Origin of the sequence: Stenotrophomonas sp. LM091 (assembly GCF_001806305.1) — a bacterium.
Taxonomy (GTDB): domain Bacteria; phylum Pseudomonadota; class Gammaproteobacteria; order Xanthomonadales; family Xanthomonadaceae; genus Stenotrophomonas; species Stenotrophomonas bentonitica_A.
On the sequence record NZ_CP017483.1, the window covers coordinates 976,742 to 1,002,510 of the forward strand.

A 25,769-nucleotide genomic window follows, 5' to 3' on the forward strand; every position below is an offset into this window, starting at 1 on the left:
CCTGCCCCCGGGCAGACACCGGCAGTCAATGCCGACCCTCTATACTGGGCCGACCCCCACGCAGTCTGCCGGGAAATGCGTCGGCTTCCAACGCCCGCGTTCCCATTCCGCTCTTAGCTCACGCACCAAAGAGATTGCACATGTCCAACATCGTCATCGCCGCCGCCAAGCGCACCGCCATCGGCTCCTTCCTGGGCCAGTTCAACGGCGTGCCCTCCCCGACCCTGGGCTCCACCGTGATCGCTGCGGCCCTGGAGCAGTCCGGAGTACCGGCCGCGGATGTTTCCGAAGTGATCATGGGCTGCGTGCTGCCGGCCAACCTCGGCCAGGCGCCGGCCCGCCAGGCCGCGATCGCCGCCGGGATTCCGGTGTCCACCGGCGCCACCACCCTGAACAAGGTGTGCGGTTCGGGCATGAAGGCCATCATGCTGGGGCATGACCTGATCAAGGCCGGCTCGGCCAGCATCGTGGTCGCCGGCGGCATGGAATCGATGTCCAACGCCCCGCACATGATCCCCAACTCGCGCACCGGCAACCGCTTCGGCAACTTCCAGGCCGTGGATCACATGGCCCACGACGGCCTGGTCAACGCGTACGACGGCAAGGCCATGGGCGAGTTCGCCGAATGCACCGTGGAGAAGTACCAGGTCAGCCGCGAGGACCAGGATGCCTTCGCGATCGAGTCGGTCCGCCGCGCGCAGGCCGCGCAGGCCAATGGTGCCTTCGATGGCGAAATCGTCGCGGTCAAGGTCAGCACCCGCAAGGGCGAGGTCGAGTACGCGCAGGACGAACAGCCCGGCCGCTCGGACATCGCCAAGATTCCGACCCTGCGCCCGGCCTTCAAGAAAGACGGCACGGTGACCGCCGCCAGCTCCTCGAGCATCTCCGACGGCGCCGCTGCCGTGGTGCTGCTCTCCGAGGACGATGCCGCCGCCCGCGGCCTGCAGCCGCTGGCGCGCATCGTCGGCCACGCCACCCACTCGCAGGCGCCGGAGTGGTTCACCACCGCGCCGATCGGTGCGATCCAGAAGCTGATGGACAAGACCGGCTGGACGCTGGACCAGGTGGACCTGTTCGAGATCAACGAAGCCTTCGCCGTGGTTGCGATGGCGCCGATCCGCGAGCTGGGCATCCCGCACGACAAGGTCAATGTCAATGGCGGGGCCTGCGCATTGGGCCATCCCATCGGTGCCTCGGGCGCACGCTTGGTGGTCACGCTGGTGAACGCGTTGCGCACGCGTGGGGCCAAGCGCGGAATTGCTACCCTGTGCATCGGCGGCGGCGAAGCGACCGCCATCGCTATCGAATTGATTTGATTTGGTTTAACGCGCATTTCTCAAAACTGAATGCGCGATCGCTTGACAGCCAATCGTGGCTTGTCATCATGTTGCCGGGCGCGCAATAGCGCGTTGCCTAATCTAACGACGAGGATTCACAACAATGAGCATCAACAAGCTGCTGATCGCAATGGCCCTGGGCCTGGCTCTGACCGCCTGCTCGAAGCAGGAGCAGGCTGCTGACGCCGCCGCTTCGGCCAACGAAGCCGCCGCTGACGCCCAGGCCGCTGCTGACCAGGCCGCTGCTGCTGGCGCCCCGGCTGCTGACGCTGCCCAGGCTGCTGCTGACACCGCCACCACCGCTGCTGACGCTTCGGCTGATGCCGCTGCCCAGGCTGCTGGCGCTGCCACCGACGCTGCTGCTGAGCAGGCCAAGGACGCTGCCAAGACTGCGGAAAACACCGCTGAGCAGGCCAAGGACGCTGCTGAAGAAGCCAAGAAGTAATCACTTCTTTCTTCAAGCAAGTCTGAAGAAGCCGCTGGTTCGCCAGCGGCTTTTTCTTTGGGCGCGTTTTGGTGGCCGTGCCGCCACCCACCGGTTCTTCACAGGCGCATGAATAGGCTGGCCTCCCATCCATCGCCGTTCTGGAGCGCCACATGAAGATCCGTCCGCTGACCACCTCCCTGCTGGCCGCTTCCCTGCTGCTCGGCCTGGCCGCCTGCAAGGGCCCGGAAGCCGAACAGGCGCGCCGTGATGCCGCCCAGGCCGCCGACAGCACCAACGCTGCCGCCCGCGAAGCCGTCGACAAGGCCGCTGCGGCGACCCGCAGTGCCGCCGACGATGCCGCCGCCGCCTCCGAGCGCGCTGCCGCCGATACCCAGCAGGCACTCGACCGTGCTGCCGCCGCCACCTCCGAAGCCGCCGGCGAAGCCAAGGTCGCGGCCAAGGATGCCGCGGCCCACGCAAGCGATTCCACCGCCGATGCCGCGCAGAAGGTCGCCGACAAGGCGCGCGACGTGGCCGATGATGCCAAGAAGAACGCCAACGAAGCCAAGCGCTGAATCGGCGTTACGCACCGCCACAGCGTGGTGACCAACGCCCCCTCTCCGGAGGGGGCGTTTTCATTGGCGGCCGCTTACGGCAGAGCGCGGCCCAGCACGGCCGCGAAGTCCCCGTCGGCCGGCAGCGTGCCGAAGGCCATCCCATGCTCGGCCCCCAGCCGTGAGCGGATGAAGGCGGACGCGTTCGGGCTCTGCGCGCGCAGCAGCACCGCGGCCTGCAACAACAGCGCCAGGCGCTCGGTGACCCGGCGTGCCTGCGCCTGCTCTGGTGGCACCGCCAACTGCGCCCGCAGTGCCCGCAACGCGGCGTCATAGAGGGCATCGGTCCCGGCCACCGCGTCCAGCTCAGCCTGCAGCGCCTGCAGTACCTGCGGCTCGCGCGACAGCGCACGCAGCACGTCCAGGCACTGGATGTTGCCGCTGCCTTCCCAGATCGAATTCAACGGCGCCTGCCGGTACAGCCGCGGCAGCATCGACTCCTCCACATAGCCCGCGCCGCCCAGGCATTCCTGCGCTTCGTTGACGAACACGGCAGCCCGCTTGCACACCCAGTACTTGCCCACCGCCGTGGCGATGCGAGCGAATGCCGCCTGCTGCGGATCGCGTTCGGCCTGGTCGACCGCACGCGCCACGCGCATGGCGAACACGGTGGCCGCTTCGGATTCGATCGCCAGGTCGGCCAGCACATTGGCCATCAGCGGATGCTCGCTCAACCGCGTGCCGAAACTGCTGCGGTGCCGGGTGTGGTGCAGTGCCTGCGCCAGTGCCATGCGCATCTCCGCCGCGGCACCAAGCATGCAGTCCAACCGCGTCATCATCACCATGCCGATGATGGTGGCCACTCCACGCCCTTCCTCGCCCACGCGCTGCGCCCAGGCCCCACACAGTTCCACCTCGCTGGAGGCGTTGGACCAGTCGCCAAGCTTGTCCTTCAGGCGCATCAGACGGAACGCGTTGCGGTTGCCGTCGGCCAGGCGCCGCGGCATGAGGAAACAGCTCAGCCCACCCGGCGCCTGCGCGAGCACCAGGAAGCCATCGGACATCGGCGCGGAGAAGAACCACTTGTGCCCGATCAGCGCATGGCTGCCATCGGCCTGCGGCTCGGCGCGGGTGGTGTTGCTGCGCACATCAGAACCGCCCTGCTTCTCGGTCATGCCCATGCCCAGGGTGATCCCGGCCTTGTCGGCAATCGGGACGTCACGCGGGTCGTAGTGCGGGGCCGCCGCCTTGTCCGCCCATTCGGCGAGCGCCGGCGCCTGGCGCAGCACCGCGACCGCCGCATGGGTCATCGTCAACGGACAGCTGGTGCCCGCCTCGGCCTGGTGATGCAGGTAGCTCAAGGCAGCGCGCGCGACATGCGCGCCGGGGCGGCCGTCGTGCCAGGACAGCCCCGCCACGCCATGCGTCTTGGCCGTGCTCATCAACTCGTGGTACGCCGGATGGAACTCGACGGTATCGATGCGGTGGCCCTGCGCGTCGTGCGTGCGCAGACGCGGGCGGTCGCGGTTGGCATCGAAGCCGAGCCGGTACAGCGCATCGCCGGCGAGGCCGCCGTAGCGCGCCAGCGGGCTCACGAAAACGCCACCTCCCTCGCGCTGGACGGCATCGGCCAGTGCATTGTCGTCGGCCCAGAGATTCCGGCCTCCGAAGGGCGGCGGCTGGTTGCTCACCTCGTGCGTCTCGAACGCGGGCCAGGCAGACGTCATCTCGGCGACCTCCTTGCAGACAGATGCACCGATTCTGCCGCATCCCCGTGCAGGCCGCCGTTCATGCGGATTCTCACCTCCTGCACGAGCGCGGCGGCACAGTGCAGGCATGAACGCCGATGCCGACAACGACGACCTGGTGGTGCTGCGCCCGGAGGGGCTGTACTGCCCGGCCGGTGATTTCCATATCGACCCGTGGCGGCCGGTGCCGCGCGCGGTGATCACGCATGGCCACGGCGACCATGCGCGCAACGGCATGGGTCACTACCACTGCACCACGCAGACCCTGCCGATCCTGCGTTGGCGGCTGGGCGATGTGGACTGCACCGCGCACGCCTATGGTGAACGCTTCACCCTTGGCGACACCGAGGTCTCCCTGCACTCGGCCGGGCATGTGCTCGGCTCGGCGCAGGTGCGGATCGCGCATGCGGGCCGGGTGTGGGTGGCCTCGGGCGACTACAAGCGCCAGCACGATCCGAGCTGCGCGCCGTTCGAGGTGGTGCCGTGCGATACCTTCATCACCGAAGCAACCTTCGGCCTGCCGGTGTATCGCTGGCCGGACACCGCACAGGTCGCCGCGGACATCGTGGCCTGGCGGCGGGAGTGCGAAGCGCGTGGCGAGGCAGCCGTGCTGCTGTGCTACGCACTCGGCAAGGCGCAGCGGATCCTCGCCGAACTGCTGCCGCTGGAAACGCAACCGGCGTTGCTGCATGGGGCGATCGCCACGGGCGTGGCGGTCTATCGCGAGGCGGGAATCCCGATGCTGGCCACCGAACCGGTCAGCGAGCAGGAACGCGGGGCGGCGTTCGCCGGCAAGCTGATCCTGGCGCCGCCCTCGGCGGCGGGCAGCGCGTGGATGCGCCGTTTCAAGCGCGCGCAGCTGGGCTTTGCCTCCGGATGGATGCGCGTGCGCGGCAACCGCCGCCGGCGAAACTACGATCGCGGTTTCGTCGTCTCCGATCACGCCGACTGGCCTGACCTGCTGCGCACCATCGCCGAGACCGGTGCGCGCCGCGTCATCGCCACCCACGGCAACACCGACGCGCTGATCCGCTTCCTGCGCGAGCGTGGCGTCGCCGCCGAGGCCTTCGCCACCGGCTACGGGGACGAAGAATGAAACGCTTTGCCGCGCTCTACAGCGAGCTGGACCGCAGCACCGCGACCGGCGACAAACGCGCCGCGCTGGTGCGCTACTTCCAGCAGGCCCCCGCGCACGACGCCGCATGGGCCCTGTTCCTGCTGGCCGGCGGCAAGGTCACCAGCGCGCGACAGAAGATCGCCGGCAACGCCGAGCTGCGCGCGTGGGTGGCCGAGTTGTCCGATGCGCCCGCCTGGCTGGTCGACGACAGCTATGACCAGGTTGGCGATCTGGCCGAGACGCTGACCCTGCTCATGAATGATCCGGCGCAGGCCGGCGCGGATATCGGGCTGGCCGACTGGATCGAGCAGAAGCTGCTGCCGGTGGCCAATCAGCCCGAGCCGGTGCGTCATGCCGCCGTCACCGGGGCGTGGCAACAGCTCGCCTTCGATGAGCGGCTGGTGTTCAACAAGCTGCTGACCGGCGCGCTGCGGGTGGGCGTGTCACAGCGGCTGGTGCAGCAGGCGCTGGCCGAATGGTCGGGCATCGACATCGCGCGCATTGCCCAGCGCATGCTCGGCAGCTGGGTGCCCGCGCCGGGCCTGCTGGCCGCCTTGTTGTCCCCCGAAGAGCGCCCCGAGGATCGCCAGCAGCCCTACCCGTTCTTCCTGGCCTCGCCGTTGGAGGCGGAGGTCGACACGCTGGGCCCGATCGACGACTGGCTGCTGGAATGGAAGTGGGATGGCATCCGCCTGCAGGTGCTGCGCCGCCAGGGTGAGGTCGCGCTATGGTCGCGTGGCGAGGAGCGGCTGGACGGTCGCTTCCCCGAGATCGAGGCGGCCGCGATGGCGTTGCCCGATGGCTGCGTGATCGATGGCGAGCTGCTGGCCTGGGCGGACGGCGACGATCTGCCGCTGCCCTTCACCGCCCTGCAGACCCGCATCCAGCGACTCAAGCCCGGCCCGAAGACACTGCGCGATACGCCGGTGCGCGTGCTTGCCTACGATCTGCTCGAGCTGGGCGGTGAAGACCTGCGCGCCCTGCCCCTCTCGCAACGGCGCGCGCGCCTGGCCGAGGTACTGGCCACGCTGGACGACCCGCGCCTGCGGCTGTCACCGGCGCTCAGCGTGGCGGACTGGCACGCGGCGGCACTGCAGCGTGACCTGGCCCGCGAGCGTGGCGTGGAAGGGCTGATGCTCAAGCGCGCCGAGTCGGTTTACCAGGCCGGGCGCCGGCGCGGCGACTGGTGGAAGTGGAAGATCGCGCCGCTGACCATCGATGCGGTGATGATCTACGCCCAGTCCGGCCATGGCCGGCGCAGCACGCTGTACACCGATTACACCTTCGGCGTGTGGGATGGCCAGACGCTGGTGCCGGTGGCCAAGGCGTACTCGGGCCTGGATGACAAGGAAATCCTCGCGCTGGACCGCTGGATCCGCGCGAACACGATCGAGCGCTTCGGGCCGGTCCGCAGCGTCCGTGGCGAGCAGGTGTTCGAGCTCGGCTTCGAGGCGGTGAACCGCAGCAAGCGCCACAAGTCCGGCATCGCGGTGCGCTTTCCGCGGATCCTGCGCTGGCGGCATGACAAACCCGCCAGCGAAGCAGACACGCTGGCCCAGCTGCAGGCACTGGCGCGGTGACGCGACGGGAGGCCATGGCCCGCCTGACAGCGTGGTTCGCCAGCCGGGGCTGGGCGCCGCTGCCGTTCCAGAAAGCGATGTGGAAGCATTACCTGGCGGGCGACTCGGGCCTGCTGCACACACCCACCGGTAGCGGCAAGACGCTGGCGATGTTCGGCGGGCCGCTGCTGCAGGCGCTGCACGATCCGCCACCACGCACCACGCGTGGCCGTGCCAAGACACCGGTGCCGGTCCTGCAGGTGCTGTGGATCACCCCGCTGCGGGCGCTGGCCGCCGATACCGCGCGCGCGCTGCGCGAGCCTTTGGACGCCCTCGGGCTGGACTGGCAGGTCGGCCTGCGCACCGGCGATGCCAGCGCGCGCGACAAGCGACTGGCGCGCGAGGGTCGGCTGGATGTGCTGGTGACCACGCCCGAGTCACTGGCCCTGCTGCTCAGCTACCCCGACACGATGGCCCGCCTGCAGCACCTGCGCTGCGTGGTCGTGGATGAATGGCATGAACTGCTGGGCAACAAGCGCGGCGTACTGCTGCAGTTGAATCTGCGTCGCCTGCGCGACGCCCTGCCCGCCCTGCAGGTATGGGGGCTGTCGGCCACGCTGGGCAATCTGGAGGAGGCGCGCGAGGTGCTGTTGCCCGACGTGCCCGACGCGCCGCTGGTGGCCGGCGCACGCCCGCGTCCAGTCAGCGTGGAAACACTGCTGCCGGCGCAGGGCGAGCGTTTTCCCTGGGCCGGCCACCTGGGCTTGTCGCAGCTGCAGCGCGTGCTGGAGAAGCTGCTCACGGTGCGCACCAGCCTGTTGTTCACCAACACCCGCGCCCATGCCGAACTCTGGCACCAGGCACTGGCGGCAGTGTGGCCGGAAGACCCGGATACCCTCGCACTGCATCATGGCTCACTGGACCCGGCGTTGCGCCGCGCCGCCGAGCAGGGCCTGCGCGAAGGCCGCCTGCGCTGCGTCGTCGCCACCTCCAGCCTGGATCTCGGCGTCGATTTCCCCAGTGTCGACCAAGTGCTGCAGATCGGCAGCCCCAAGGGCATCGCGCGGCTGCTGCAGCGTGCCGGGCGCGCCAGGCATCGCCCCGGCGAATCCGGGCACATCGTGTGCGTGCCCTCGCACGCGCTGGAGCTGGTGGAGTATGCCGCCGCGCGTCGCGCGCTGGCCCAGGGGCACATCGAAGCCCGCCGGCCGCTGCGATTGTCGCTGGATGTGTTGGCGCAGCACGCGGTGAGCTGCGCGTTGGGCGGCGGCTTCGCTCCGGACGCGCTGCTGGAGCAGGTGCGGCGCACGCACGCGTTCGCCGGGCTGGACAGCACGCACTGGGAGGCCGTGCTCGAGTTCATCGTGCAGGGCGGCCGCGCGCTGTCGCAGTACCCGGACTTCCACAAGGTGGTGCGCGATGACGATGGCATCTACCGCGTGCACGACCGTCGCGTCGCGCTGCGGCACCGGCTGTCGATCGGCACCATCACCAGCGATGGCAGTGTCATGGTGCAGTTCCTGCGCGGCGGCCGGCTGGGTGCGGTGGAGGAGCAGTTCCTCAGCCGGCTGCGCCCCGGTGATCGCTTCCAGTTCGCCGGTCGCCTGCTGGAACTGGTGCGGCTGGAGAACCTGACCGCGTATGTGCGCCTGGCCCGGGGCGGCGATGGCGTGGTGCCGCGCTGGCAGGGCGGCCGGCTGCCACTGTCCGACGCGCTGGGCCATGAAATGGAAACGGTGCTGGCCCGCCCTGCCGACAGCCCGGAGATGCGCTGGCTGGCGCCGCTGCTGGCCCTGCAGACGCGCCTGTCCGCACTGCCCGGTCCGGAGCTGCTGCTGGTGGAACACGTGCGGCGTCGCGATGGCCAGTTCGTCTTCGTGTATCCCTTCGCCGGTCGCCAGGTCAATGAAGGGCTGGCCGCGCTGATGGCATTGCGCTGGACGCGGCAGCACAGCAATACCTTCGGCTACGCGGCCAACGACTATGGCTTCGTGCTCGCACCGGCGCGCCCGGTCGAACTCGATGCAGCGCGCGTGCGCACCCTGCTGGCACCGGAGGGACTGCTCACCGATCTGCGCGAGAGCCTCAACCTGGGTGAACTGGCGCGGCGCCAGTTCCGCGATATCGCGCGGGTGTCAGGCATGCTCGTACCTGCACTGCCCGGCCGCACACCGCGCAGCCTGCGCCAGCTGCAGGCCTCCAGCGGGCTGCTGTACGACGTGCTGCGACAGCACGATCCGGACCACATCCTGCTGACGTTGGCCGAACACGAAGTGCTGCACGATCAACTCGATCTGGCAAGCCTGGCGCGTGCGCTGTCGAGGTGTCAGGCCCGCACGCTGAGCGTGCAGCATCCGACCAGCCTGGGACCGTTGTCTTTCCCGCTCTGGGCGGAACGGTTGCGCGGCCAGCTCAGCAACGAAGACTGGAAGACCCGCGTCCTGCGCGCCGCACAGCAACTGGAGAAGCGCCATGGCGCCTGAACTGCCGATCACCCTCGCCGGCGAAAGCGTCCATCTGCTTGGCGCGCGTGCGCTCTACTGGCCGGCGCGCGATGCACTGTTGATCGCCGATCTTCACCTGGGCAAAGCCGATCTGTTCCGGCGTTCTGGCATCGGCCTGCCCAGTGGGGGCACCTCCGATGACCTGCAGCGTCTGGGCGCGGTGGTGCAGCAGCGCGCCATCCGCCATCTGTGGATACTCGGCGATGTGCTGCATGGCGCTGCGCACCGCGCTGCGTGGTACCGCCAGTGGCAGGGATGGCGCGAGCAGCATCCACAGCTGTGGATCGGCGCACTGGAAGGCAATCATGACCGTGTGCTGCCCAAGGCCGACCTGGGCATCGAACTGCTGGGCGAGCGTATCCAGGAAGGACCGTTCCTGCTGCGTCATGCACCGCAGCCGCAGCCAGGGCTGCATGTGCTGTGTGGTCACCTGCATCCGCTGGCCCGCTTGCCCGGCATGCAGCGGCGTTGGCCAGCGTTCTGGATGCGCGATGGAATGACGATATTGCCGGCGTTCTCGGGCTTCACTGCCGGCATCGCACCGGTACTGGCCTCAGGCGAACGGCTGGTGGCCTGCGTCGAGGACCAGGCCATCGCGTTGCCGGCGCGCTGATCGGGACAGCGCGCGACGTCGGTGACGCAGCTACCTTGCCTGCATCAGGCAGCGGAGGCCAACAAGCTGGGCATCAACCGGATATCCGGTGCATTCGGATTGGGCCGCACCGGTTGCCGCTGGATCGCGGTCAACATCTCATGGGCAGCGCTGCGGATGCGCGGGTGGTGTTCCGGCGCAGCGTGCGTGATGAGGCTGGTCACATGGAACTCGAACACGTCTTCCATCACGTCCGGCTGATCCTCATGCAGCATCTGCAGCAGTCCGCGCAGTTTGCGGATTTCACTTTCCAGAGTTTCGGCCGAGAACAGCATTTCAATCTCCTTGGGTTGCGATCGGTCCACCGGACCGTAGGTCGCAAACGCAGCCCCACCCTACCACCCCGCAGTCGCGGGGCTCCAAGCGATCAGGCATCGGACAGCGCGTCCGTGGAAGCAGCAGGTCGCGCATGGATGAACCACATGCACGCTGCGTTTGCCTGAGTGTTGTCCCACGTGGGCGGTGAGTCCACCGTCAATGGATGTTATTCACGCCTTCACATCCGCTGCGATGCACTGCTACGCGGGGTTATCAGCAGATGCCGTCGCGCTCGCGCATGTCCTGCAGCCCGTGCATCGCCTGCATGAACGCGGGCGACAACGGCAGTCTGCCGAGCCAGCCGCGCTGCGTTCCGCTGAGGACGCGGAGCATGTGTCCACGCCCGCCTGGGATGCGGCCCATCGGCTGGAACAGCACATCGCGGGCGCGCGCCAGGCCATCCCGTTCGGACTGGAACAACGGCGTCAGCCAGCGGCTCCAGTACTGGTAGATCGCTACATGCGCGCGGCGCTGTGCCTGGTAGGCCTGCAGCGCATTGTCGCAATCAGCGTGCGCGCGCAGTGCGTCGCGCAATGCCAGTGCGTCCATCAGCGCCATGTTCACGCCCTGCCCGAGCTGGGGACTCATCGCGTGGGCGGCGTCCCCCACCAGCACCAGCCGCTCGCGGTGCCAGCGCGAGAGCACCGCGTCGCGATACCCGGCGCGAGCCAACTGTGTGGGTTCACACACGCCCGCCAACCGCGCGTGCGCCTGCGGCCACAACGTAGCGATCTCATCCAGCCAGCGCGCCATGCCGTCCCGCTCCCACTGGGCGAACCGGTCGCGTGGCAGGCTCCAGAAGAAGCTCAACTGCGGCACATCGTTGCCGGGTCGCGTGCCCACCGGCAGCAGCCCGATCATCTTGCGCGCCGCCACATAGCGTTGGCGCAGCTCATCGATGTGCGGCCAATCGCCGCGCGGCAGCAGGCACCATAGCGCGCCCCACGGGTATTGGCGGTCAAGCGATGTGCCCTGCACCTGCGCGCGCAGCGACGAGGCCGCGCCATCGGCGGCGATCACCAGATCATAGGGGCCATGCCAGCGCCCCTGTGCGTCACGCACGCGCCCCTGCGCGGTGTCCACCTCGACGATGGACGTAGCGGGCTGCAGATTGTCCGGCTGCTCCCACGCATCAGCCAGCAGCGAGAACAGCGCGCCGCGCTGCATGCCCACGCCGTGCAGCGCTGGATTCAAGTCGGCATAGCGCATGTCCATCACCGTGCGCCCGCAGGGGGTTTGGCCGTGCAGGCGGCGCACGGGGGCACCGTGCTGCATCACCGCAGGCAGCAGCCCCATCTGCCAGAGCACCTCCAGCCCGGTCGGCTGGAGCAGGAAGCCGGCCCCGACCGGACCGGGCCGCGCCGCGCGCTCGAACACGTGCACCTGGTGATGGTCACGTGAAAGCAGGATCGACAGGGCCTGGCCAGCGGTGCCGTAACCGACGATGGCGATGGTGCGACGAGGGGTCATGGGGGACTCACTGATGAAAAAAAACCCCGCCGAAGCGGGGTTTTCAATGCGCAGCCGAGAAAATCACTCAGCCGGCACGATGTTCGAGGCTTGGGCGCCCTTCGGGCCCTGGGTCACGTCATAGGTGACCTTCTGGCCTTCCTGCAGACTGCGGAAGCCCTTGGAGTTGATCGCGGAGAAGTGCGCGAAGACGTCGGCGCTGCCGTCCTCCGGCGAGATAAAGCCAAATCCCTTGGCGTCGTTGAACCACTTGACGGTACCGTTCGGCATGGTAATGCGAGACCTTCTTCTATGAATGGGTGGTGTACGCTCAACCAGCGCACTGGCGGAGTATGCAAACCTTGTACGGTAATGACAATCACCCCCGTGCCAATTCACCGATCAATTCGGGCAGGCCGGAGGAGGCGGCGTCCACATTGGCCAGCACTTCGGCCATCGTGATTTCATCGCCATCGCCACAGCCGGCGGCCCAGTTGGCCACGATCGCCAGGCAGGCGTAGTCCAGGCCGAGCTCGCGGGCCAGGCTGGCTTCGGGCATGCCGGTCATGCCGACCAGATCGCAGCCATCGCGGCGCATGCGCGCGATTTCCGCATTGGTTTCCAGCCGCGGGCCCTGGGTCGCGCCGTAGCAGCCACCGTCCTGCAGGCGCACGCCGGTCACCTTCGCCGCGGCCAGCACCTTGCTGCGCAGCATCGGCGTGTACGGGTGGCCGAAGTCCACGTGCAGCACGTCGGTGCCCGGCTCTTCGCACAGGGTGGAGATGCGGCCCCAGGTGTAATCGATCAGCTGGTCCGGGCAGGCCAGCACGCGCGGGCCGAACAGTTCGGTGATGCCGCCGACCGTGTTGAGCGCGAGCACACGCTGCGCGCCGATCTGCTGCAGCGCGGCCAGGTTGGCGCGGTAATTGATCTTGTGCGGCGGCAGCGAGTGGCCTTCACCATGGCGGGCCAGGAAGGCCACGCGCTGACCCAGCAGCGTGCCGACGCGGATCGGGCCGGACGGCGTGCCGTAGCGCGTCTGGACCTGGTGGCTGCTCACATCGTCGAGCTGGGCCAGCTTGTAGACGCCGGTGCCGCCGATGACGGCAAGGGAAATGTGTTCCATCATTCCTTCATCGCGTAGATGGCCGGCACGCAGCGCAGCGTTTCGTTGACGTCCATCCCGAAACCGAACACATAGCGGTCCGGCAGGTCGATGCCGGCGTAGTCGGCCTTGACGTCCGGCAGCGCGCGGTCGTGCAGCTTGACCGTCAGCGCGGCGATGCGCACGTCGGTGGCGCCCTGCTCCAGGCACCAGGTGCGCACGCCCTGCAGCGTGTAGCCCTCGTCGAGGATGTCATCGACCAGCAGCACGCGGCGGCCGAACAGCGCGGTGGCCGGCTTGTGCTTCCAGACCAGGTCGCCGCCGGTGGTTTCACCGCGGTAGCGGGTGGCGTGCAGGTAATCGAACTGCACGTCCTGGCCGCGTGCGCCCAGTTCCAGCGCGAGCTGGCCGGCGAACGGCAGCGCGCCGTGCATGATCGACAGGAACAGCGGGACCTCGCCCTTGTAATCGCGCGCGATGGCGTCGGCGATGCCAGCGATGGCCTTGTCGATGGTGGGACGGTCGACCAGCAGGTCGGCCTGGGCCAGGGCCTGGGAAATGGTGAGGTTGGGCATCAGACGGTTCTTCCAAGGGTGTCAAGCAAACGGGATTGGGTGGTGCCGTGGCGGGAATCGGCCAGCAGGCCGTCCCAGCCCAGCGCGCCGCGACCGATCAGGCCGAGCAGCGCAGCGGTGTTGAGGGTGCGACCTTCGACGGCGCGCAGCGATTCTTCCACCAGTTCGGGGTGGCAGACCAGCACCACGTCGCAACCGGCGTCCAGGTGTGCATCCACGCGCGCCTTCACGCCACCGGCGGCGAATGAAGCGGCCATGCCGATGTCGTCGGAGAAGACCACGCCGCGGAAGCCCATCTGTTCGCGCAGGATCTGCTGGATCCAGCGTGGCGAGTAGCCGGCCGGCTCCGGCGCGACCTGCGGGTAGACCACGTGGGCCATCATCACCGCATCGGCGCCGGCGGCGATGCCGGCCGCGAACGGGATCAGGTCCAGCGCGCGCAGTTCATCGAGCGAGCGCGGGTCGCTGGCGTCGTGGAAATGGGTGTCTTCCAGCACGGTGCCGTGCCCGGGGAAATGCTTGAGCGTGGCGGCCATGCCAACGCTGTGCATGCCGCGCACATAGGCGGCAGTGAACGCTGCGACCACCTGCGGGTCCGCGCTGAAGGCGCGATTGCCGATCGCCAGGTTGCCACGGCCCAGATCGACGACGGGGGCGAAGCTGAGGTCCACGCCACTGGCGCGCACTTCACTGGCCATCAGCCAGGCGTGCTGCTCGGCCAGGGCCAGCGCGGCCTCGCGATCGGAGGCATACAGCGCATCGAAGCCCTGCAGCGGCGGCAGCGCGCTGTAGCCCTCGCGGAAGCGCTGCACGCGGCCGCCTTCCTGGTCCACGCAGATCAGCTGCGGGCGCGGCGCGGCGGCGCGGATGGCCGCCGAGAGCTCGGCGATCTGCTCGCGCGAGGCGAAGTTGCGCTTGAACAGGATGACGCCGGCCACGGCGTCGTGCTGCAGCCACTCGCGTTCCTGGGCGGTGAGTTCGGTCCCGGCAACGCCGATCACGAGCATGGGGTGTCTCCAATACGGGGCGCCACCATGGCGCACTGCCGCATTGTCGCAGAACCCGCGCGCAGCGTCAGACCTCGCAACCGTCCGGGCCGCAGCCATCGCCGTGCCCCGCAGGGGCTGCAGGCGTGCGTTCGGCCGCGATCTGGCGCAGGGCCTGGGCGAACGCCTCCGGTGGCTGGGCCCCCTGGATGGCGTATTTATCGTCGATCACGAAGGTGGGCACGGACTGAATGCCGAAGCGCTGCGCCTGCGCCAGCTGCGCCTGGATCTCCTCCAGCCCCTCCTCTCCTTCCAGCAGCGCGGTGATGCGCTCGGCCTGGAGCCCGCCGGCGGCGCCGGCGGCGATCAGGGTCTGGGGGTCGGCCAGGTTGCGGCCCTCCACGAAATGCGCGCGGAACAGTGCCTCGCCGACCTCGGCCTGGACGCCTTCACGCCCGGCCAGCCACATCAGCCGGTGCGCCGGCAGCGTGGTCACCCGGACCTGGCCCTGGTTGAAATCCATCGGCAGGCCCTCGGCGCGCGCCGCGGCCTGGGTCTGGGTCAGGATCTGTTCGGTGCGCTCGGCACTGCCGAACTTGGCTGCGTACGCCTGGCGCAGCGGTACCGGGGCCGTGCCGGCGTCGGGATCGAGCAGGAACGGGTGCCAATGCACCTCCACCTCGGGCGCGTCATCGCCGAGCAACGCCAGTCCCTGCTGGAACCGGTGCTTGCCGATCCAGCACCAGGGACACACCACATCCGACCAGATATCGATTTTCATCTGGCCAGATTGTGGGCGGAAAGGCCGCTACACAAGGGCCGCGGATCAGCCGCGTTCAGCGCTGGACCAGCGTGAAAAGGGGTGCGCTGCCAGGGCCAGGTTGTAATAGCGCACCTGGTCGGTGACTTCCTCGCCTGCCCACTCGGGCAGCCTGACCGTCTGCTCGGCGTGCTCGAGCTCCACTTCGGCCACCACCAGCCCGGCGTTCTCGCCGAGGAATTCGTCCACCTCCCAGAGCAGCCCGTCGTGCTCGACCAGGTGCCGGCGCTTGTCGATCAGCCCGCCGACGCACAGCGCCAGCAACGCGCGCGCATCCTCCACCGGGATCGGATAATCGAACTCCTGCCGGGTGTGCCCGATCTCGCGCGACTTCATGTTGAGGAAGGCCTGCGCGCCCTGGATGCGCACGCGCACCGATGCCTTCTGCGCGCCGCTCTCCAGCGAGGCGGCGTCGTTGAGATAGCCCTGTGCCATCGGGATCACCGCGTGCGCAGCGGTGCGCCAGCCCTCACCGGTGACGCGGTATTTGCGTTCGATTTCAATGCCCATCCGCACAGTATGCGGCGATCGCGGCACCGCGGCCACGGCGTGCTTCTATACTGCCCGGCTGCCTTGCAAGGATGCCCCCGATGAAACCGCTCTTCCCCGCCCTGCTGATGACCCTGCTGCCGTTGGGCGCGCTCGCCGCCTCGCCGCCCACGCCTGCACAGATCGAGGCGGCGGTGATGGCCATGGTCGAGGCGGAAAAGACGCCGGCCGCCTCTACCCAGGATCTGCTGCTGCAGTCGATGTTCACCCCTCGCCGGTTCGAACATGGCCCGTGCTGGGCAAGCACCACGCTCGCCGGTGCATACGACTGCCTGGTCGGCATGGAGATCGGCCTCAAGAACCGCTACCGCATGCTGCGCTTCGTTCCACAGGGCATGGGCTGGGCGATGCAGCGCGCCGATGTCGACGCGCCGGTGCCCCCGCGCGAACGTGTCCGCGAGCTGCTCAATGCGCAGCTCGATCGCCGTGCCGCATCGATCGACGATGCCGCCACCCGCGAGGAACTGCGCGCGTTCCAGCAGCGCCTGCAGATCTTCGCGATCGACGACTGCGAACTGCGCAGCACCCAGGCGCCGGAGATCCGCTGCAATGTCACCGCCGGGGATGCGACCGGGCGCGGCACCGAACCGCAGACCTATGTGTTCGACGCACACGGCCAGTGGCAGAACGCCGCGCCCGGGGACGGGCGCTGATCAGCGCTTTTCGAACACCGCGATGCTTTCCACGTGCGCGGTGTGCGGGAACATGTCCATCGCGCCGGCCGAGACCAGGGTGAAGCCCTGCTCGTTGACCAGGTAGCCGGCATCGCGCGCCAGCGAGCCCGGATGGCAGCTCACGTAGACGATGCGCTTGAACTGCTTCAGCGGCAGCTGCTGCAGCACTTCGATGGCGCCCGAGCGCGGCGGATCCAGCAGCAGCTTGTCGAAACCCTGGCGCATCCACGAGGCCTGGCGCTGGTCCTGGGTCAGATCGGCGGCATGGAACTCGGCATTCTCCAGCCCGTTGCGCACCGCGTTCTCACGCGCACGCGCCACCAGGCCGGCATCACCCTCCACGCCGACCACGTTGCGCACGGTGCGCGCCAGCGGCAGGGTGAAATTGCCCAGCCCGCAGAACAGATCGAGCACGCGCTCGTCCGGACCGGCATCGAGCAGGGCCAGCGCGTGCGCGATCATCTGCACGTTGAGCTTGGCATTGACCTGGATGAAATCCAGCGGGCGGAACGCCAGCTCGACATCCCACGGCGCCAGCTTGAACGACAACGGCACCTCGGCCGGCCACAGCGGCTGCACCGACTCCACGCCACCGGGCTGCAGCGAGATCGCAAAACCGTGTGCCTGGCCGAAGGCGATCCACGCGGCACGGTCGGCATCGCTGAGCGGCTGCATATGGCGGATGGTCAGCATGATCGCGTCATCGCCGGCGATGAATTCGATCTGGGGAATGTCGCGTTTGCCGTCCAGGGTCTCGATGAACTCGGAGAGCACGCCGACCTTCATCCCGATTTCCGGAATGACGGTCAGGCACTGGCTCAGGTCCGCGACGAAACGCGGGTCCAGCTCGCGGAAGCCGACCAGGGTCTTGTCCTTCTTCTCGACGCGGCGCACCGAGAAGCGGCCTTTGCGGCGGTAGCCCCAGCTGTCGCCCACCAGCGGCGGCAGCACCGTGCCCGGGGTGACGTGGCCGATCCGGGTCAGGTTGTCGATCAGCACCCGCTGCTTGGCCACGATCTGCTGCGACTCTTCCAGGTGCTGCAGCACGCAGCCGGCACAGACGCCGAAATGCGGGCAGCGCGGGGTCACCCGCTGCGGCGAGGCCTGGACGACCTCGATGGTCCGGGCTTCATCGAAATGACGATTGCGCGCGGTCGGCTCGGCGGTCACCACCTCACCGGGCAGCGCGCCGGTGATGAAGGTGACCTTGCCACCCTCGCCGTCGCGGCGGGCAACGCCACGGCCATCATGGCTGAGGTCGAGGATGTCGGTCTGGAAGGGAGTACGGTCGAGGCGGGAGCGGGTTCGGGCCACGTGGCAACAGGCTGCGGGCAAAAAGGGTGCGTATTGTCGCAGATACCAACTGCCAACTGACTTGCCGCCCGCTGAAACCGCTTGCAGGCGGGGACTTCGCGTTTAATATGGGCGCAGCTGACATGGAGGCAGCCCCAATGCAGATGACCCCGAGGGATCCCATGCCCCGATTCCTGCTCGTCGAGGACGACACCATCAGCCGCGGCTTCTTCAAGGCCGCGCTGGAAACCCTGCCGGCGCAGGTGGATACCGCCGATTCCCTGGCCACGGCCATGGACCGCGCCCGTGGCAACCAACATGATCTGTGGCTGATCGACGTCAACCTGCCCGATGGTAACGGCACCCAACTGCTGCAGGAGCTGCGCCGCTCGCGGCCGGACACGCCGGCACTGGCACATACCGCCGATGGCGACACCTCGATCCATTCGCGGCTGCGCGATGCCGGCTTCAGTGAGACCCTGGTCAAGCCGCTGAGCCGTGAGCACCTGCTCAAGGCCGTCCGCCGCGCGTTGGTGCATACCGCTGGCAGCCTGTCCGCCCCGGTGCTTGCCGACGCCGAGGAGGTGGAGGGCGAGCGCCAGGACTGGGACGAAACCACGGCCCTGGCCGCGCTGAACGGGCAGCGCCACCACCTCATCGCGTTGCGCGAGCTGTTCCTGGCCGAGTTGCCCGGGGTTCGCGACGCGGTGGCCCAGGCCCTGCGCGAGGACGATGTGCGGGCCCTGCGCGGCCAGCTGCATCGGCTGCAGGCCAGCTGCGGATTTGTCGGCGCCGCGCGCCTGGCCCGGGCGGTCCGCCAGCTGCACCAGGCCCCGGACTCCACCGGGGCGCAGAGCCGCTTTCGCGTGGCGGTCGACGCCCTGCTGCAGTGAGCACGGGCGGCAGCGCGTGCAGCGTTGCCGCGTGAGTCCCCCCGAAACGGCGCCGCGGGCCGCCTGCGCTCAGGTGCCCCGTCGCGCCAGGTCCTCCAGCATTTCCCAGGATTTCAGCCCTCGCCCGCCCAGGTGGTGCATCAGCACCGCGCGCATCGGCCGGCGCAGGCTGCCCAGATCCTCGGGCCCGGGCAGTTCATCGGCGGCCAGCGCCAGCAACGCACTGCCGGTCGCGGTGCCACGGCGCTGATCCACACCGCGGTCGCTGAGCAGCCGGCGCGGCCCCTCCTGCGGGTCCAGCTCATACCGTGCGGCCGGGTCGACCGGCGCCTCATCGCTGCCGTGCAGCAGATCGAAGCCGAAGCCCAGGGCCGCCAGCAGGTCGCGCTCGAAACGGCGCAGGGTCCAGGCCAGCGGCTCGCCATCGCGCAGCCGTGCGCGGACCTGCGCGTAATGGTCGTAAAGCTCGGGCAGCGGGTCCTGGCGGGGCGCCAGCCGCATCAGCAGTTCGTTGATGTAGAACCCGGCCAGCATCGCCTGGCCGGTCAGGCGTGGCGCAGCGTCCAGGGCCTCGGCCCCGCGCAGCTGGGCCAGCTCGCCCCGCTGCACGGCGGTCAGGCGGATCCACTGCAATGGCTGCAGGGCCGCGCGCAGCGCCTGGCTGCGCGGGCTGGATACGCCTCGGGCAAGCACCCCGATCCGGCCGTACTGCTCGGTCAGCACCTCCACGAGCAGACTGGTTTCCCGCCACGGGCGGGCATGGAGCACAAACGCCGGCTCATCCTCGATGCGCATGGTTCAACCGCCCGGGGTTGGAGGGGCCGGCTTATTCGTAGCCGAACGCCTTGAGCGCGGCTTCATCGTCGGACCAGCCTTCGCGCACCCGGACCCAGGTTTCCAGGAAGACCTTGGCGCCGAACAGACGTTCCATCTGCAGGCGGGATTTGGCGCCGATCTCCTTCAGGCGGGTGCCGGCCTTGCCGATCACGATCGCCTTCTGGCCTTCGCGCTCGACCCAGATCACCGCGCCGATGCGCAGCAGGTTGCCATCCTCGACGAAGCGCTCGATCTCGACCGTGGTCGCATACGGCAGTTCTTCGCCGAGCTGGCGCATCAGCTGCTCGCGCACCAGCTCACCGGCGAGGAAGCGCTGGCTGCGGTCGGTGATCTCGTCCTCGCCGAACATCGGCGGGGCTTCCGGCAACAGCTTCATCAGGTCGCGGACCAGCGATTCCAGGCCATTGCGCTTCTGCGCCGAGATCGGGTGCACCGCGGCGAACGTGCGGCCCTCGGTGACCTGCTGCAGGAACGGCAGCAGCGCGCCCTTGTCCTTGAGCCGGTCGATCTTGTTGACCACCAGCACCACCGGGATCCCCGAGTCGCTGAGCACGTTGAAGGCCAGCGTGTCTTCCTCGTCCCAGCGGCCGGCTTCGATCACCAGCATGCCCGCGTCCACGCCCTCGAGCGAGCCGCGCGCGGCGCGGTTCATCACCCGGTTCATGGCGCGCTTCTGCGCACGGTGCAGGCCGGGGGTGTCGACCAGCACGATCTGCCCTTCCGGGTAGCTGGCAATGCCGAGCAGCCGGTGCCGCGTGGTCTGCGGCCGGTTGGAGACGATGCTGACCTTGGCGCCCACCAGGGCGTTGGTCAGGGTGGATTTGCCGACGTTGGGGCGACCGATGACGGCCACGCTGCCGGAACGATGGGGGGTTGCTTCGTTCACTTGGAATCCAGTTGCTCGAGGGCGGCGGCAGCCGCCTGTTGTTCGGCCAGCCGTCGCGAGGCACCTTCGCCTTCGGTGCTGACAGCGGGGTCGGTTACGCCGCAGCGTACCCGGAAGGTCTTGGCGTGATCGTCACCCGATTCTGACACCAGCTCATACAGGGGCAATGCCTTCTGCCGCGCCTGCAGCCATTCCTGCAGCCGGGTCTTGGGGTCTTTCTCCGGCTTGCCGGTGGCCGGCAGGGCGTGCATCGAGGCGGTGAACCAGGGCAGCACCACGGTCCGGCAGGCGGCGAAGCCGGCATCGAGGTAAATCGCGGCGACGACCGCTTCCAGCGCATCGGCCAGGATGGAGTCGCGGCGATGGCCGCCGGTCTTCATCTCGCCCGGGCCCAGGATCAGGCGCTCGCCCAGGTGCAGCTCGCGCGCGATCACCGCCAGCGCGCCCTCGCGCACCAGTTCGGCACGGGCGCGGGTCAGCGCGCCCTCGTCGGCCTTGGGCCAGCGTTCGTAGAGCGCCTGGGCCACCATCATGTTGACGATGCTGTCGCCGAGGAATTCCAGCCGCTCATTGTTGGGCGTGCCGGCACTGCGATGCGTCAGCGCCTGCTGGAGCAGGCCCGGATCGTTGAAGGCGTGACCGATCAGGTCACCGCGTTGGAAGGTCTTAGTCGGCACCGCGGAGAGTCAGATCCTGGTTGGTGTCAAATTTGCCCACCACGTCGAGATTGCCGATCAGCTCACGGCGCACTTCGTAGTTGACCTTCAAGTTCCAGCCGCCGTCGATGCGGTCGAACTTGATATCGGAGGGCTTGAGATTCTCGGAATAGCTCATGTGGATGCGCTTGAAGAACAGCTCCTGGACCCTGGCCGGCTCCATGTTGGCCACCCCCGGCTCTTTGGCCAGGCTCTTCAGCGCCGTGCGCACGGCGTAATACTCCTGGTACATCGGGAACAGCTTCATCCCGATGTACAGGAAGAAGGCGACCACGATCAGCACCACCAGGAACGAGGTCAAGGTGATGCCGCGCTGCGATGTCATGTTCTTCATTGCGTTCTCCCCAGATACGCGTGTGCCATCAATCAATGGATACCCGTGCCGATCCGCGACGGCTCGAAACCGTCCTTGCAGAACCAGCCCGAGCAGTTCAGCCAGATCAGGAAGGCCTTGCCGCGCAGGTTTTCCTCCGGCAGCAGGCCCCAGAAGCGGCCGTCGTCGCTGTTGTCGCGATTGTCGCCCATCACCAGGTACTTGCCGGCCGGAACGGTCCACTGGCCTTCGCCACGGGCGTAGTCGGTCTCCAGCACCGTATGGGTGCGGCCCGGCAGGTGCTCGACCAGCAGCGAGCTGCCCTCGCCCTGGCCGTTGTGGCCGGCATACAGGCCCTTGTTGTCGTATTTGACCGGCTCACCGTTGAGGATCAGGCCATTGCCCTGGAACTCGATCTGGTCGCCCGGCACGCCGATCACGCGCTTGATGAAGTTCTCACCCTTGGCCGGATCGTTGTCCGAGTGGCCCGGGAAGTGGAACACCACCACGTCGCCCCGCTTGGGCTCGCCGAACGGGATCACCTTGGCGTTGTTCAACGGCAGGCGCAGGCCGTAGGAGAACTTGTTGACCAGGATGAAATCGCCGATCAGCAGGTTGGGCATCATCGAGCTGGACGGGATCTTGTACGGCTCGGCGATGAAGCTGCGCACCACCAGCACGATCGCCAGCACCGGGAAGAACGCCCGGGCGTAATCGACCACCACCGGCTCGGTGTCCAGCAGGCCGGCGCGCTGGGCGCGGCGCTTGGCGAAGTACAGCTTTTCAGCCAGCAGGATCAGGCCCGAGGCCAACGTCAGTACGACCAGGAGGAACTCAAACAATTTCATGCAGTGTCCTTGGGAACGATTGCAGCGGTGTGGTGTGCCCCTGCGCGTCCGGCGACACCGATCCGGTGCCGCCCGCCGCTGCCGGGAAAGCCATCCGGCCTTACTTGTCCATCTGCAGCACGGCCAGGAAGGCTTCCTGCGGGATTTCCACGCGGCCGACCTGCTTCATGCGCTTCTTGCCTTCCTTCTGTTTCTCGAGCAGCTTCTTCTTGCGCGAAACGTCGCCACCATAGCACTTGGCCAGCACGTTCTTGCGCATCGCCTTGACCGTGGTGCGCGAGATGATCTGCGAGCCGACGGCGGCCTGGATGGCCACGTCGAACATCTGCCGCGGGATCAGTTCCTTCATCTTCTCGCACAGCTCGCGGCCGCGGCGATCGGCATGGCTGCGGTGCACGATCAGCGACAGCGCATCGACCTTGTCGCCGTTGATCAGCACGTCCACGCGGACGAACGGACCGGCATCGAAGCGCACGAAGTGGTAGTCCAGCGAGGCATAGCCACGGCTGACCGACTTGAGCTTGTCGAAGAAGTCCAGCACCACCTCGGCCATCGGCAGTTCGTAGCTGATCTGCACCTGGCTGCCCAGGTAGTTGATGCCAAGCTGGCTGCCGCGCTTTTCTTCGCACAGCTTGATGATGTTGCCGATGTACTCCTCGGGGGTGAGCACGTTGGCGCGGATGATCGGCTCGCGGATCTCATCGACCTGGTTCACCGGCGGCAGCTTGGCCGGGTTGTCCATGTTGATGATGGTGCCGTCGGTCTTGAGCACTTCATAGACCACGGTCGGCGCGGTGCTGATCAGGTCCAGGTTGTATTCGCGTTCCAGGCGCTCCTGCACGATTTCCATGTGCAGCATGCCCAGGAAGCCGCAGCGGAAGCCGAAGCCCATCGCCTCGGAGCTTTCCGGCTCGAAGCGCAGCGCGGCATCGTTCAGGCGCAGCTTGTCCAGCGCTTCGCGCAGGTCCGGATAATCCTCGGCATCGACCGGGAACAGGCCGGCGAACACGCGCGGCTGCATTTCCTGGAAGCCCGGCAGCGGCCTGGCGGCCGGGTCGGCGGCCATGGTCAGGGTGTCGCCGACCGGCGCGCCGTGCACGTCCTTGATGCTGGCCGTGACCCAGCCCACTTCACCGGCGCGCAGGGCCGGCAGCACCTTGCGCTTGGGAGTGAACACGCCGACGTTGTCGACCTGGTGGTTGCGGCCGGTGGACATCACCTGCAGCTTGTCGCCCGCCTTGATCTGGCCCTGCATCACGCGCACCAGCGAGACCACGCCCAGGTAGTTGTCGAACCACGAGTCGATGATCAGCGCCTGCAGCTTGTCGGTATCACGCGGCACCGGCGGCGGAATGCGATGCACGATCGCCTCCAGCACGTCCTGCACGTTCAGGCCGGTCTTGGCGCTGACCGGCACGGCATCGGTCGCGTCGATGCCGATCACGGCCTCGATCTCGGCCTTGGCGCGCTCGATATCGGCGGTGGGCAGGTCGATCTTGTTGATCACCGGCACCACTTCCAGCCCCTGCTCAACGGCCGTATAGCAGTTGGCGACGGACTGCGCTTCCACGCCCTGGGCCGCATCGACCACCAGCAGCGCGCCTTCGCAGGCGGCCAGCGAGCGGCTGACTTCATAGGAGAAGTCGACATGCCCGGGGGTGTCGATGAAGTTCAGGTGGTAGGTCTGGCCGTCTTTGGCGACATACGGCAACGAGACCGACTGGGCCTTGATGGTGATGCCACGCTCGCGCTCGATCGGGTTCGAGTCGAGCACCTGCGCCTCCATCTCACGGGCCTGGAGGCCACCGCAAAGCTGGATGATGCGATCGGCCAGCGTGGACTTGCCGTGGTCGACGTGGGCGATGATGGAGAAGTTGCGGATGAACCGCATCGAATCAGAAGACATAGGTGGCGGCGGCGCGTCGCGTCGTCAGGATGACTGCGGATTATCGCATGGCCGGCCCGGTCCCGCGTGGGCCCGGCGGCGATTGTCGCCAACGGCCCCCTGGAAACGACCGGGCCCGCCGAAGCGGGCCCGGAAACACAGGCGGGGCGGGCTTACTGCCCGGCCTTGACCGCCACGAAGGCACTGTTGCCGTTGGCGCGGACCAGCAACATGACCACGTCACCCTTGCTGTAACCGCCCAGCGCCTTGTTCAGCGCGGCGACGCTGCCGACCGGGGTGCGGCCGACCTGCAGCACCACCAGCCCCGGCGACAGGCCGGCATCACGCGCCGACTGGCCGTTGACCCGGGTGATCCGCACGCCCTCGCCGGCCGACAGGCCCAGCTGCTGGCGCTGCGCGGCGGTCAGATCGGCCACGTCCAGCCCCAGCAGGGCATTGGCACCGGTCTCCGGCTTGGCCGCTTCCGCGGCCGGACGGGTGGCGCCGCGCTCGGCGTCTTCGGCCAGTTCGGTCAGGGTGGCGGTGATTTCCCGCTCCTTGCCGTCGCGCAGCACGCTCAGGCGGACCTTGCTGCCCGGCGGCAGCGCGCCGATGGCCGGCGGCAGATCACTGAAGGTATTGATCGGGCTGCCATTGACCGAGCGGATCACGTCACCCGGTTCGATACCGGCCTTGAGCGCCGCGCTGCCCGCGACCACTTCGTTGACCAGCGCGCCGCGGCTGTCCGGCAGGCCCAGCCCTTGCGCCTTGAGGCTGTCGATCGGCCCGACGGCCGCGCCCAGCTGGCCCCGGCTGACCCGGCCGGTCTTCTTGATCTGTTCGACCGCGCCCATGGCCAGGTCGATCGGGATCGCGAAGCTGATGCCCATGTAGCCACCGGACGCGGAGAAGATCTGCGAGTTGATACCGACCACTTCGCCGCGGGTATTGAGCAACGGGCCACCGGAGTTGCCCTGGTTGATGGCCACGTCGGTCTGGATGAAGGGCACATAGCGCTGGTCCGGACCGCCGGTGCTGCGCCCCACCGCGCTGACCACGCCGGCGGTCACCGAATTGTCCAGCCCGAACGGCGAACCGATCGCGACCACCCACTGGCCCGGCTTGAGCGTATTGGAATCGCCCACGCGCACCGTCGGCAGGTTCTTGGCGTCGATCTTGAGCAGGGCGACGTCGTACTGCTGGTCGCTGCCCACCACCTTGGCGGTGAACTCGCGGCGATCGCCGAGCTTGACCTTCACTTCACTGGCATCGGCAACGACGTGGTGATTGGTCAGCACGTAGCCATCGGCGGAGATGATGAAGCCCGAGCCCATGCCGCGGCCGCGGATGCTCGGCGTGCCGTCATCGGGGCCGTCGGCGCCCTGCCCCGGCATCTGGAAGTCCGGACCGAAGAAGCGGCGGAAGAATTCGGGCATGTCCTGGTCCGCCGGACCGGCCATGCGCGCCTGGCGGTTGCTGCGCACGATGGTGGTCTCGACATTGACCACGCCCGGACCGACCTGTTCGACCAGGTTGGTGAAGTCAGGCAGACCGCTGACCAGCTGCGGCGCCGGCGCCCGCGGAGCGGCGGCCGCCGCCGGGGCGGCAGCGGTGGCCGGCGACGGCGACTGGGCGCAGGCCACCAGTGGGAGCGTCATGGCGATCAGCGCCAGGGCGTGGGTACGGATACGGGCGGTCATCAGACACGAACCTCCGGGTCAGGA

Annotated in this window: 26 protein-coding genes; 9 read left to right on the forward strand and 17 right to left on the reverse strand. The window is 68.2% G+C overall.

The genetic code is table 11. The features are described from left to right. Positions 1-140 precede the first annotated feature (140 nt). The 3 genes from BIZ42_RS04375 to BIZ42_RS04385 all read left to right on the forward strand — a co-directional run bounded on the left by BIZ42_RS04375 (position 141) and on the right by BIZ42_RS04385 (position 2,339). Entirely contained in the window at positions 141-1,316 is a 1,176-nt protein-coding gene (locus BIZ42_RS04375; protein ID WP_019183429.1) for a thiolase family protein, read from the forward strand. 124 nt (positions 1,317-1,440) lie between these two features. After that, the gene (locus BIZ42_RS04380; protein ID WP_019183430.1) at positions 1,441-1,782 is read left to right on the forward strand and encodes a hypothetical protein; all 342 of its coding nucleotides are present in this window, start codon (positions 1,441-1,443) and stop codon (positions 1,780-1,782) included. Positions 1,783-1,934: 152 nt separating this feature from the next. Then, positions 1,935-2,339 carry a hypothetical protein gene (locus tag BIZ42_RS04385; RefSeq protein WP_070425654.1) on the forward strand — a complete coding sequence of 135 codons (405 nt, stop codon included), beginning with the start codon at positions 1,935-1,937 and terminating at the stop codon, positions 2,337-2,339. A 74-nt stretch (positions 2,340-2,413) separates the two neighbouring features. On the opposite strand, the gene BIZ42_RS04390 is transcribed toward BIZ42_RS04385, so the two are convergent. Beyond that, positions 2,414-4,045: an isovaleryl-CoA dehydrogenase gene (locus BIZ42_RS04390; RefSeq protein WP_070425655.1), complete on the reverse strand. Its 1,632-nt coding sequence runs from the start codon at positions 4,043-4,045 to the stop codon at positions 2,414-2,416. Between the two features lie 109 nt (positions 4,046-4,154). Between BIZ42_RS04390 and BIZ42_RS04395 the strand changes: the two genes are divergently transcribed. The 4 genes from BIZ42_RS04395 to pdeM are packed head-to-tail and all read left to right on the forward strand — an operon-like array spanning position 4,155 to position 9,859. Beyond that, positions 4,155-5,162 carry a ligase-associated DNA damage response exonuclease gene (locus BIZ42_RS04395; RefSeq protein WP_046273294.1) on the forward strand — a complete coding sequence of 336 codons (1,008 nt, stop codon included), beginning with the start codon at positions 4,155-4,157 and terminating at the stop codon, positions 5,160-5,162. Then, complete coding sequence (locus tag BIZ42_RS04400; RefSeq protein ID WP_070425656.1) at positions 5,159-6,763, forward strand: ATP-dependent DNA ligase; 1,605 nt, start codon at positions 5,159-5,161, stop codon at positions 6,761-6,763. Before BIZ42_RS04395 ends, BIZ42_RS04400 begins: the two co-directional genes overlap by 4 nt. Before the next feature lie 14 nt (positions 6,764-6,777). After that, positions 6,778-9,225 (forward strand): ligase-associated DNA damage response DEXH box helicase, encoded by a 2,448-nt coding sequence (locus tag BIZ42_RS04405; protein ID WP_070425657.1) that lies wholly within the window; start codon positions 6,778-6,780, stop codon positions 9,223-9,225. Beyond that, a complete protein-coding gene (pdeM, locus tag BIZ42_RS04410; RefSeq protein ID WP_070425658.1) occupies positions 9,215-9,859 on the forward strand; it encodes a ligase-associated DNA damage response endonuclease PdeM in 645 nt (214 codons plus the stop codon). Before BIZ42_RS04405 ends, pdeM begins: the two co-directional genes overlap by 11 nt. A gap of 44 nt (positions 9,860-9,903) precedes the next feature. On the opposite strand, the gene BIZ42_RS04415 is transcribed toward pdeM, so the two are convergent. From BIZ42_RS04415 to BIZ42_RS04450, 8 genes are all read right to left on the reverse strand, one after another. Further along, the gene (locus BIZ42_RS04415; protein ID WP_019183437.1) at positions 9,904-10,173 is read right to left on the reverse strand and encodes a hypothetical protein; all 270 of its coding nucleotides are present in this window, start codon (positions 10,171-10,173) and stop codon (positions 9,904-9,906) included. Between the two features lie 256 nt (positions 10,174-10,429). Then, positions 10,430-11,686, reverse strand: a complete 1,257-nt coding sequence (locus BIZ42_RS04420) for an NAD(P)/FAD-dependent oxidoreductase (protein ID WP_070425659.1) — start codon at positions 11,684-11,686, stop codon at positions 10,430-10,432. 63 nt (positions 11,687-11,749) lie between these two features. Beyond that, positions 11,750-11,956 carry a cold-shock protein gene (locus BIZ42_RS04425; RefSeq protein WP_019183439.1) on the reverse strand — a complete coding sequence of 69 codons (207 nt, stop codon included), beginning with the start codon at positions 11,954-11,956 and terminating at the stop codon, positions 11,750-11,752. A gap of 88 nt (positions 11,957-12,044) precedes the next feature. Next, the gene (locus tag BIZ42_RS04430; protein ID WP_070425660.1) at positions 12,045-12,791 is read right to left on the reverse strand and encodes an S-methyl-5'-thioinosine phosphorylase; all 747 of its coding nucleotides are present in this window, start codon (positions 12,789-12,791) and stop codon (positions 12,045-12,047) included. Continuing rightward, entirely contained in the window at positions 12,791-13,345 is a 555-nt protein-coding gene (locus BIZ42_RS04435; RefSeq protein ID WP_019183441.1) for a hypoxanthine-guanine phosphoribosyltransferase, read from the reverse strand. Before BIZ42_RS04435 ends, BIZ42_RS04430 begins: the two co-directional genes overlap by 1 nt. Further along, complete coding sequence (nagZ, locus tag BIZ42_RS04440) at positions 13,345-14,352, reverse strand: beta-N-acetylhexosaminidase (RefSeq protein WP_019183442.1); 1,008 nt, start codon at positions 14,350-14,352, stop codon at positions 13,345-13,347. Before nagZ ends, BIZ42_RS04435 begins: the two co-directional genes overlap by 1 nt. 67 nt (positions 14,353-14,419) lie before the next feature. Beyond that, complete coding sequence (locus tag BIZ42_RS04445; protein WP_070425661.1) at positions 14,420-15,112, reverse strand: DsbA family oxidoreductase; 693 nt, start codon at positions 15,110-15,112, stop codon at positions 14,420-14,422. Between the two features lie 45 nt (positions 15,113-15,157). After that, complete coding sequence (locus BIZ42_RS04450; protein WP_070427444.1) at positions 15,158-15,661, reverse strand: CYTH domain-containing protein; 504 nt, start codon at positions 15,659-15,661, stop codon at positions 15,158-15,160. An 80-nt stretch (positions 15,662-15,741) separates the two neighbouring features. Here BIZ42_RS04450 and BIZ42_RS04455 point away from each other — a divergent pair, with 80 nt between their 5' ends. Further along, a complete protein-coding gene (locus BIZ42_RS04455; protein ID WP_070425662.1) occupies positions 15,742-16,353 on the forward strand; it encodes a hypothetical protein in 612 nt (203 codons plus the stop codon). Here the strand turns inward: BIZ42_RS04455 and rlmD are convergent, their stop codons facing one another. Continuing rightward, positions 16,354-17,688, reverse strand: coding sequence for a 23S rRNA (uracil(1939)-C(5))-methyltransferase RlmD (gene rlmD, locus BIZ42_RS04460; protein WP_070425663.1), 1,335 nt, complete (start codon positions 17,686-17,688; stop codon positions 16,354-16,356). A 137-nt stretch (positions 17,689-17,825) separates the two neighbouring features. Here rlmD and BIZ42_RS04465 point away from each other — a divergent pair, with 137 nt between their 5' ends. Beyond that, the gene (locus BIZ42_RS04465; RefSeq protein WP_070425664.1) at positions 17,826-18,560 is read left to right on the forward strand and encodes a response regulator; all 735 of its coding nucleotides are present in this window, start codon (positions 17,826-17,828) and stop codon (positions 18,558-18,560) included. A gap of 69 nt (positions 18,561-18,629) precedes the next feature. Here the strand turns inward: BIZ42_RS04465 and recO are convergent, their stop codons facing one another. The 7 genes from recO to BIZ42_RS04500 form a co-directional block, all read right to left on the reverse strand. Then, positions 18,630-19,355, reverse strand: coding sequence for a DNA repair protein RecO (recO, locus tag BIZ42_RS04470; protein WP_070425665.1), 726 nt, complete (start codon positions 19,353-19,355; stop codon positions 18,630-18,632). Between the two features lie 31 nt (positions 19,356-19,386). Continuing rightward, a complete protein-coding gene (gene era, locus BIZ42_RS04475; protein ID WP_019183449.1) occupies positions 19,387-20,283 on the reverse strand; it encodes a GTPase Era in 897 nt (298 codons plus the stop codon). Then, positions 20,280-20,960, reverse strand: coding sequence for a ribonuclease III (gene rnc / locus BIZ42_RS04480; RefSeq protein ID WP_070425666.1), 681 nt, complete (start codon positions 20,958-20,960; stop codon positions 20,280-20,282). The genes era and rnc overlap by 4 nt, the downstream gene beginning before the upstream one ends. Continuing rightward, entirely contained in the window at positions 20,950-21,333 is a 384-nt protein-coding gene (locus tag BIZ42_RS04485; protein ID WP_046273302.1) for a DUF4845 domain-containing protein, read from the reverse strand. Before BIZ42_RS04485 ends, rnc begins: the two co-directional genes overlap by 11 nt. Before the next feature lie 32 nt (positions 21,334-21,365). Next, positions 21,366-22,160, reverse strand: a complete 795-nt coding sequence (gene lepB, locus BIZ42_RS04490; protein ID WP_019183452.1) for a signal peptidase I — start codon at positions 22,158-22,160, stop codon at positions 21,366-21,368. Positions 22,161-22,260: 100 nt separating this feature from the next. Further along, positions 22,261-24,051, reverse strand: a complete 1,791-nt coding sequence (lepA, locus tag BIZ42_RS04495) for a translation elongation factor 4 (RefSeq protein WP_070425667.1) — start codon at positions 24,049-24,051, stop codon at positions 22,261-22,263. Positions 24,052-24,218: 167 nt separating this feature from the next. Beyond that, positions 24,219-25,745, reverse strand: coding sequence for a DegQ family serine endoprotease (locus BIZ42_RS04500; RefSeq protein WP_019183454.1), 1,527 nt, complete (start codon positions 25,743-25,745; stop codon positions 24,219-24,221). Positions 25,746-25,769 lie beyond the last annotated feature (24 nt).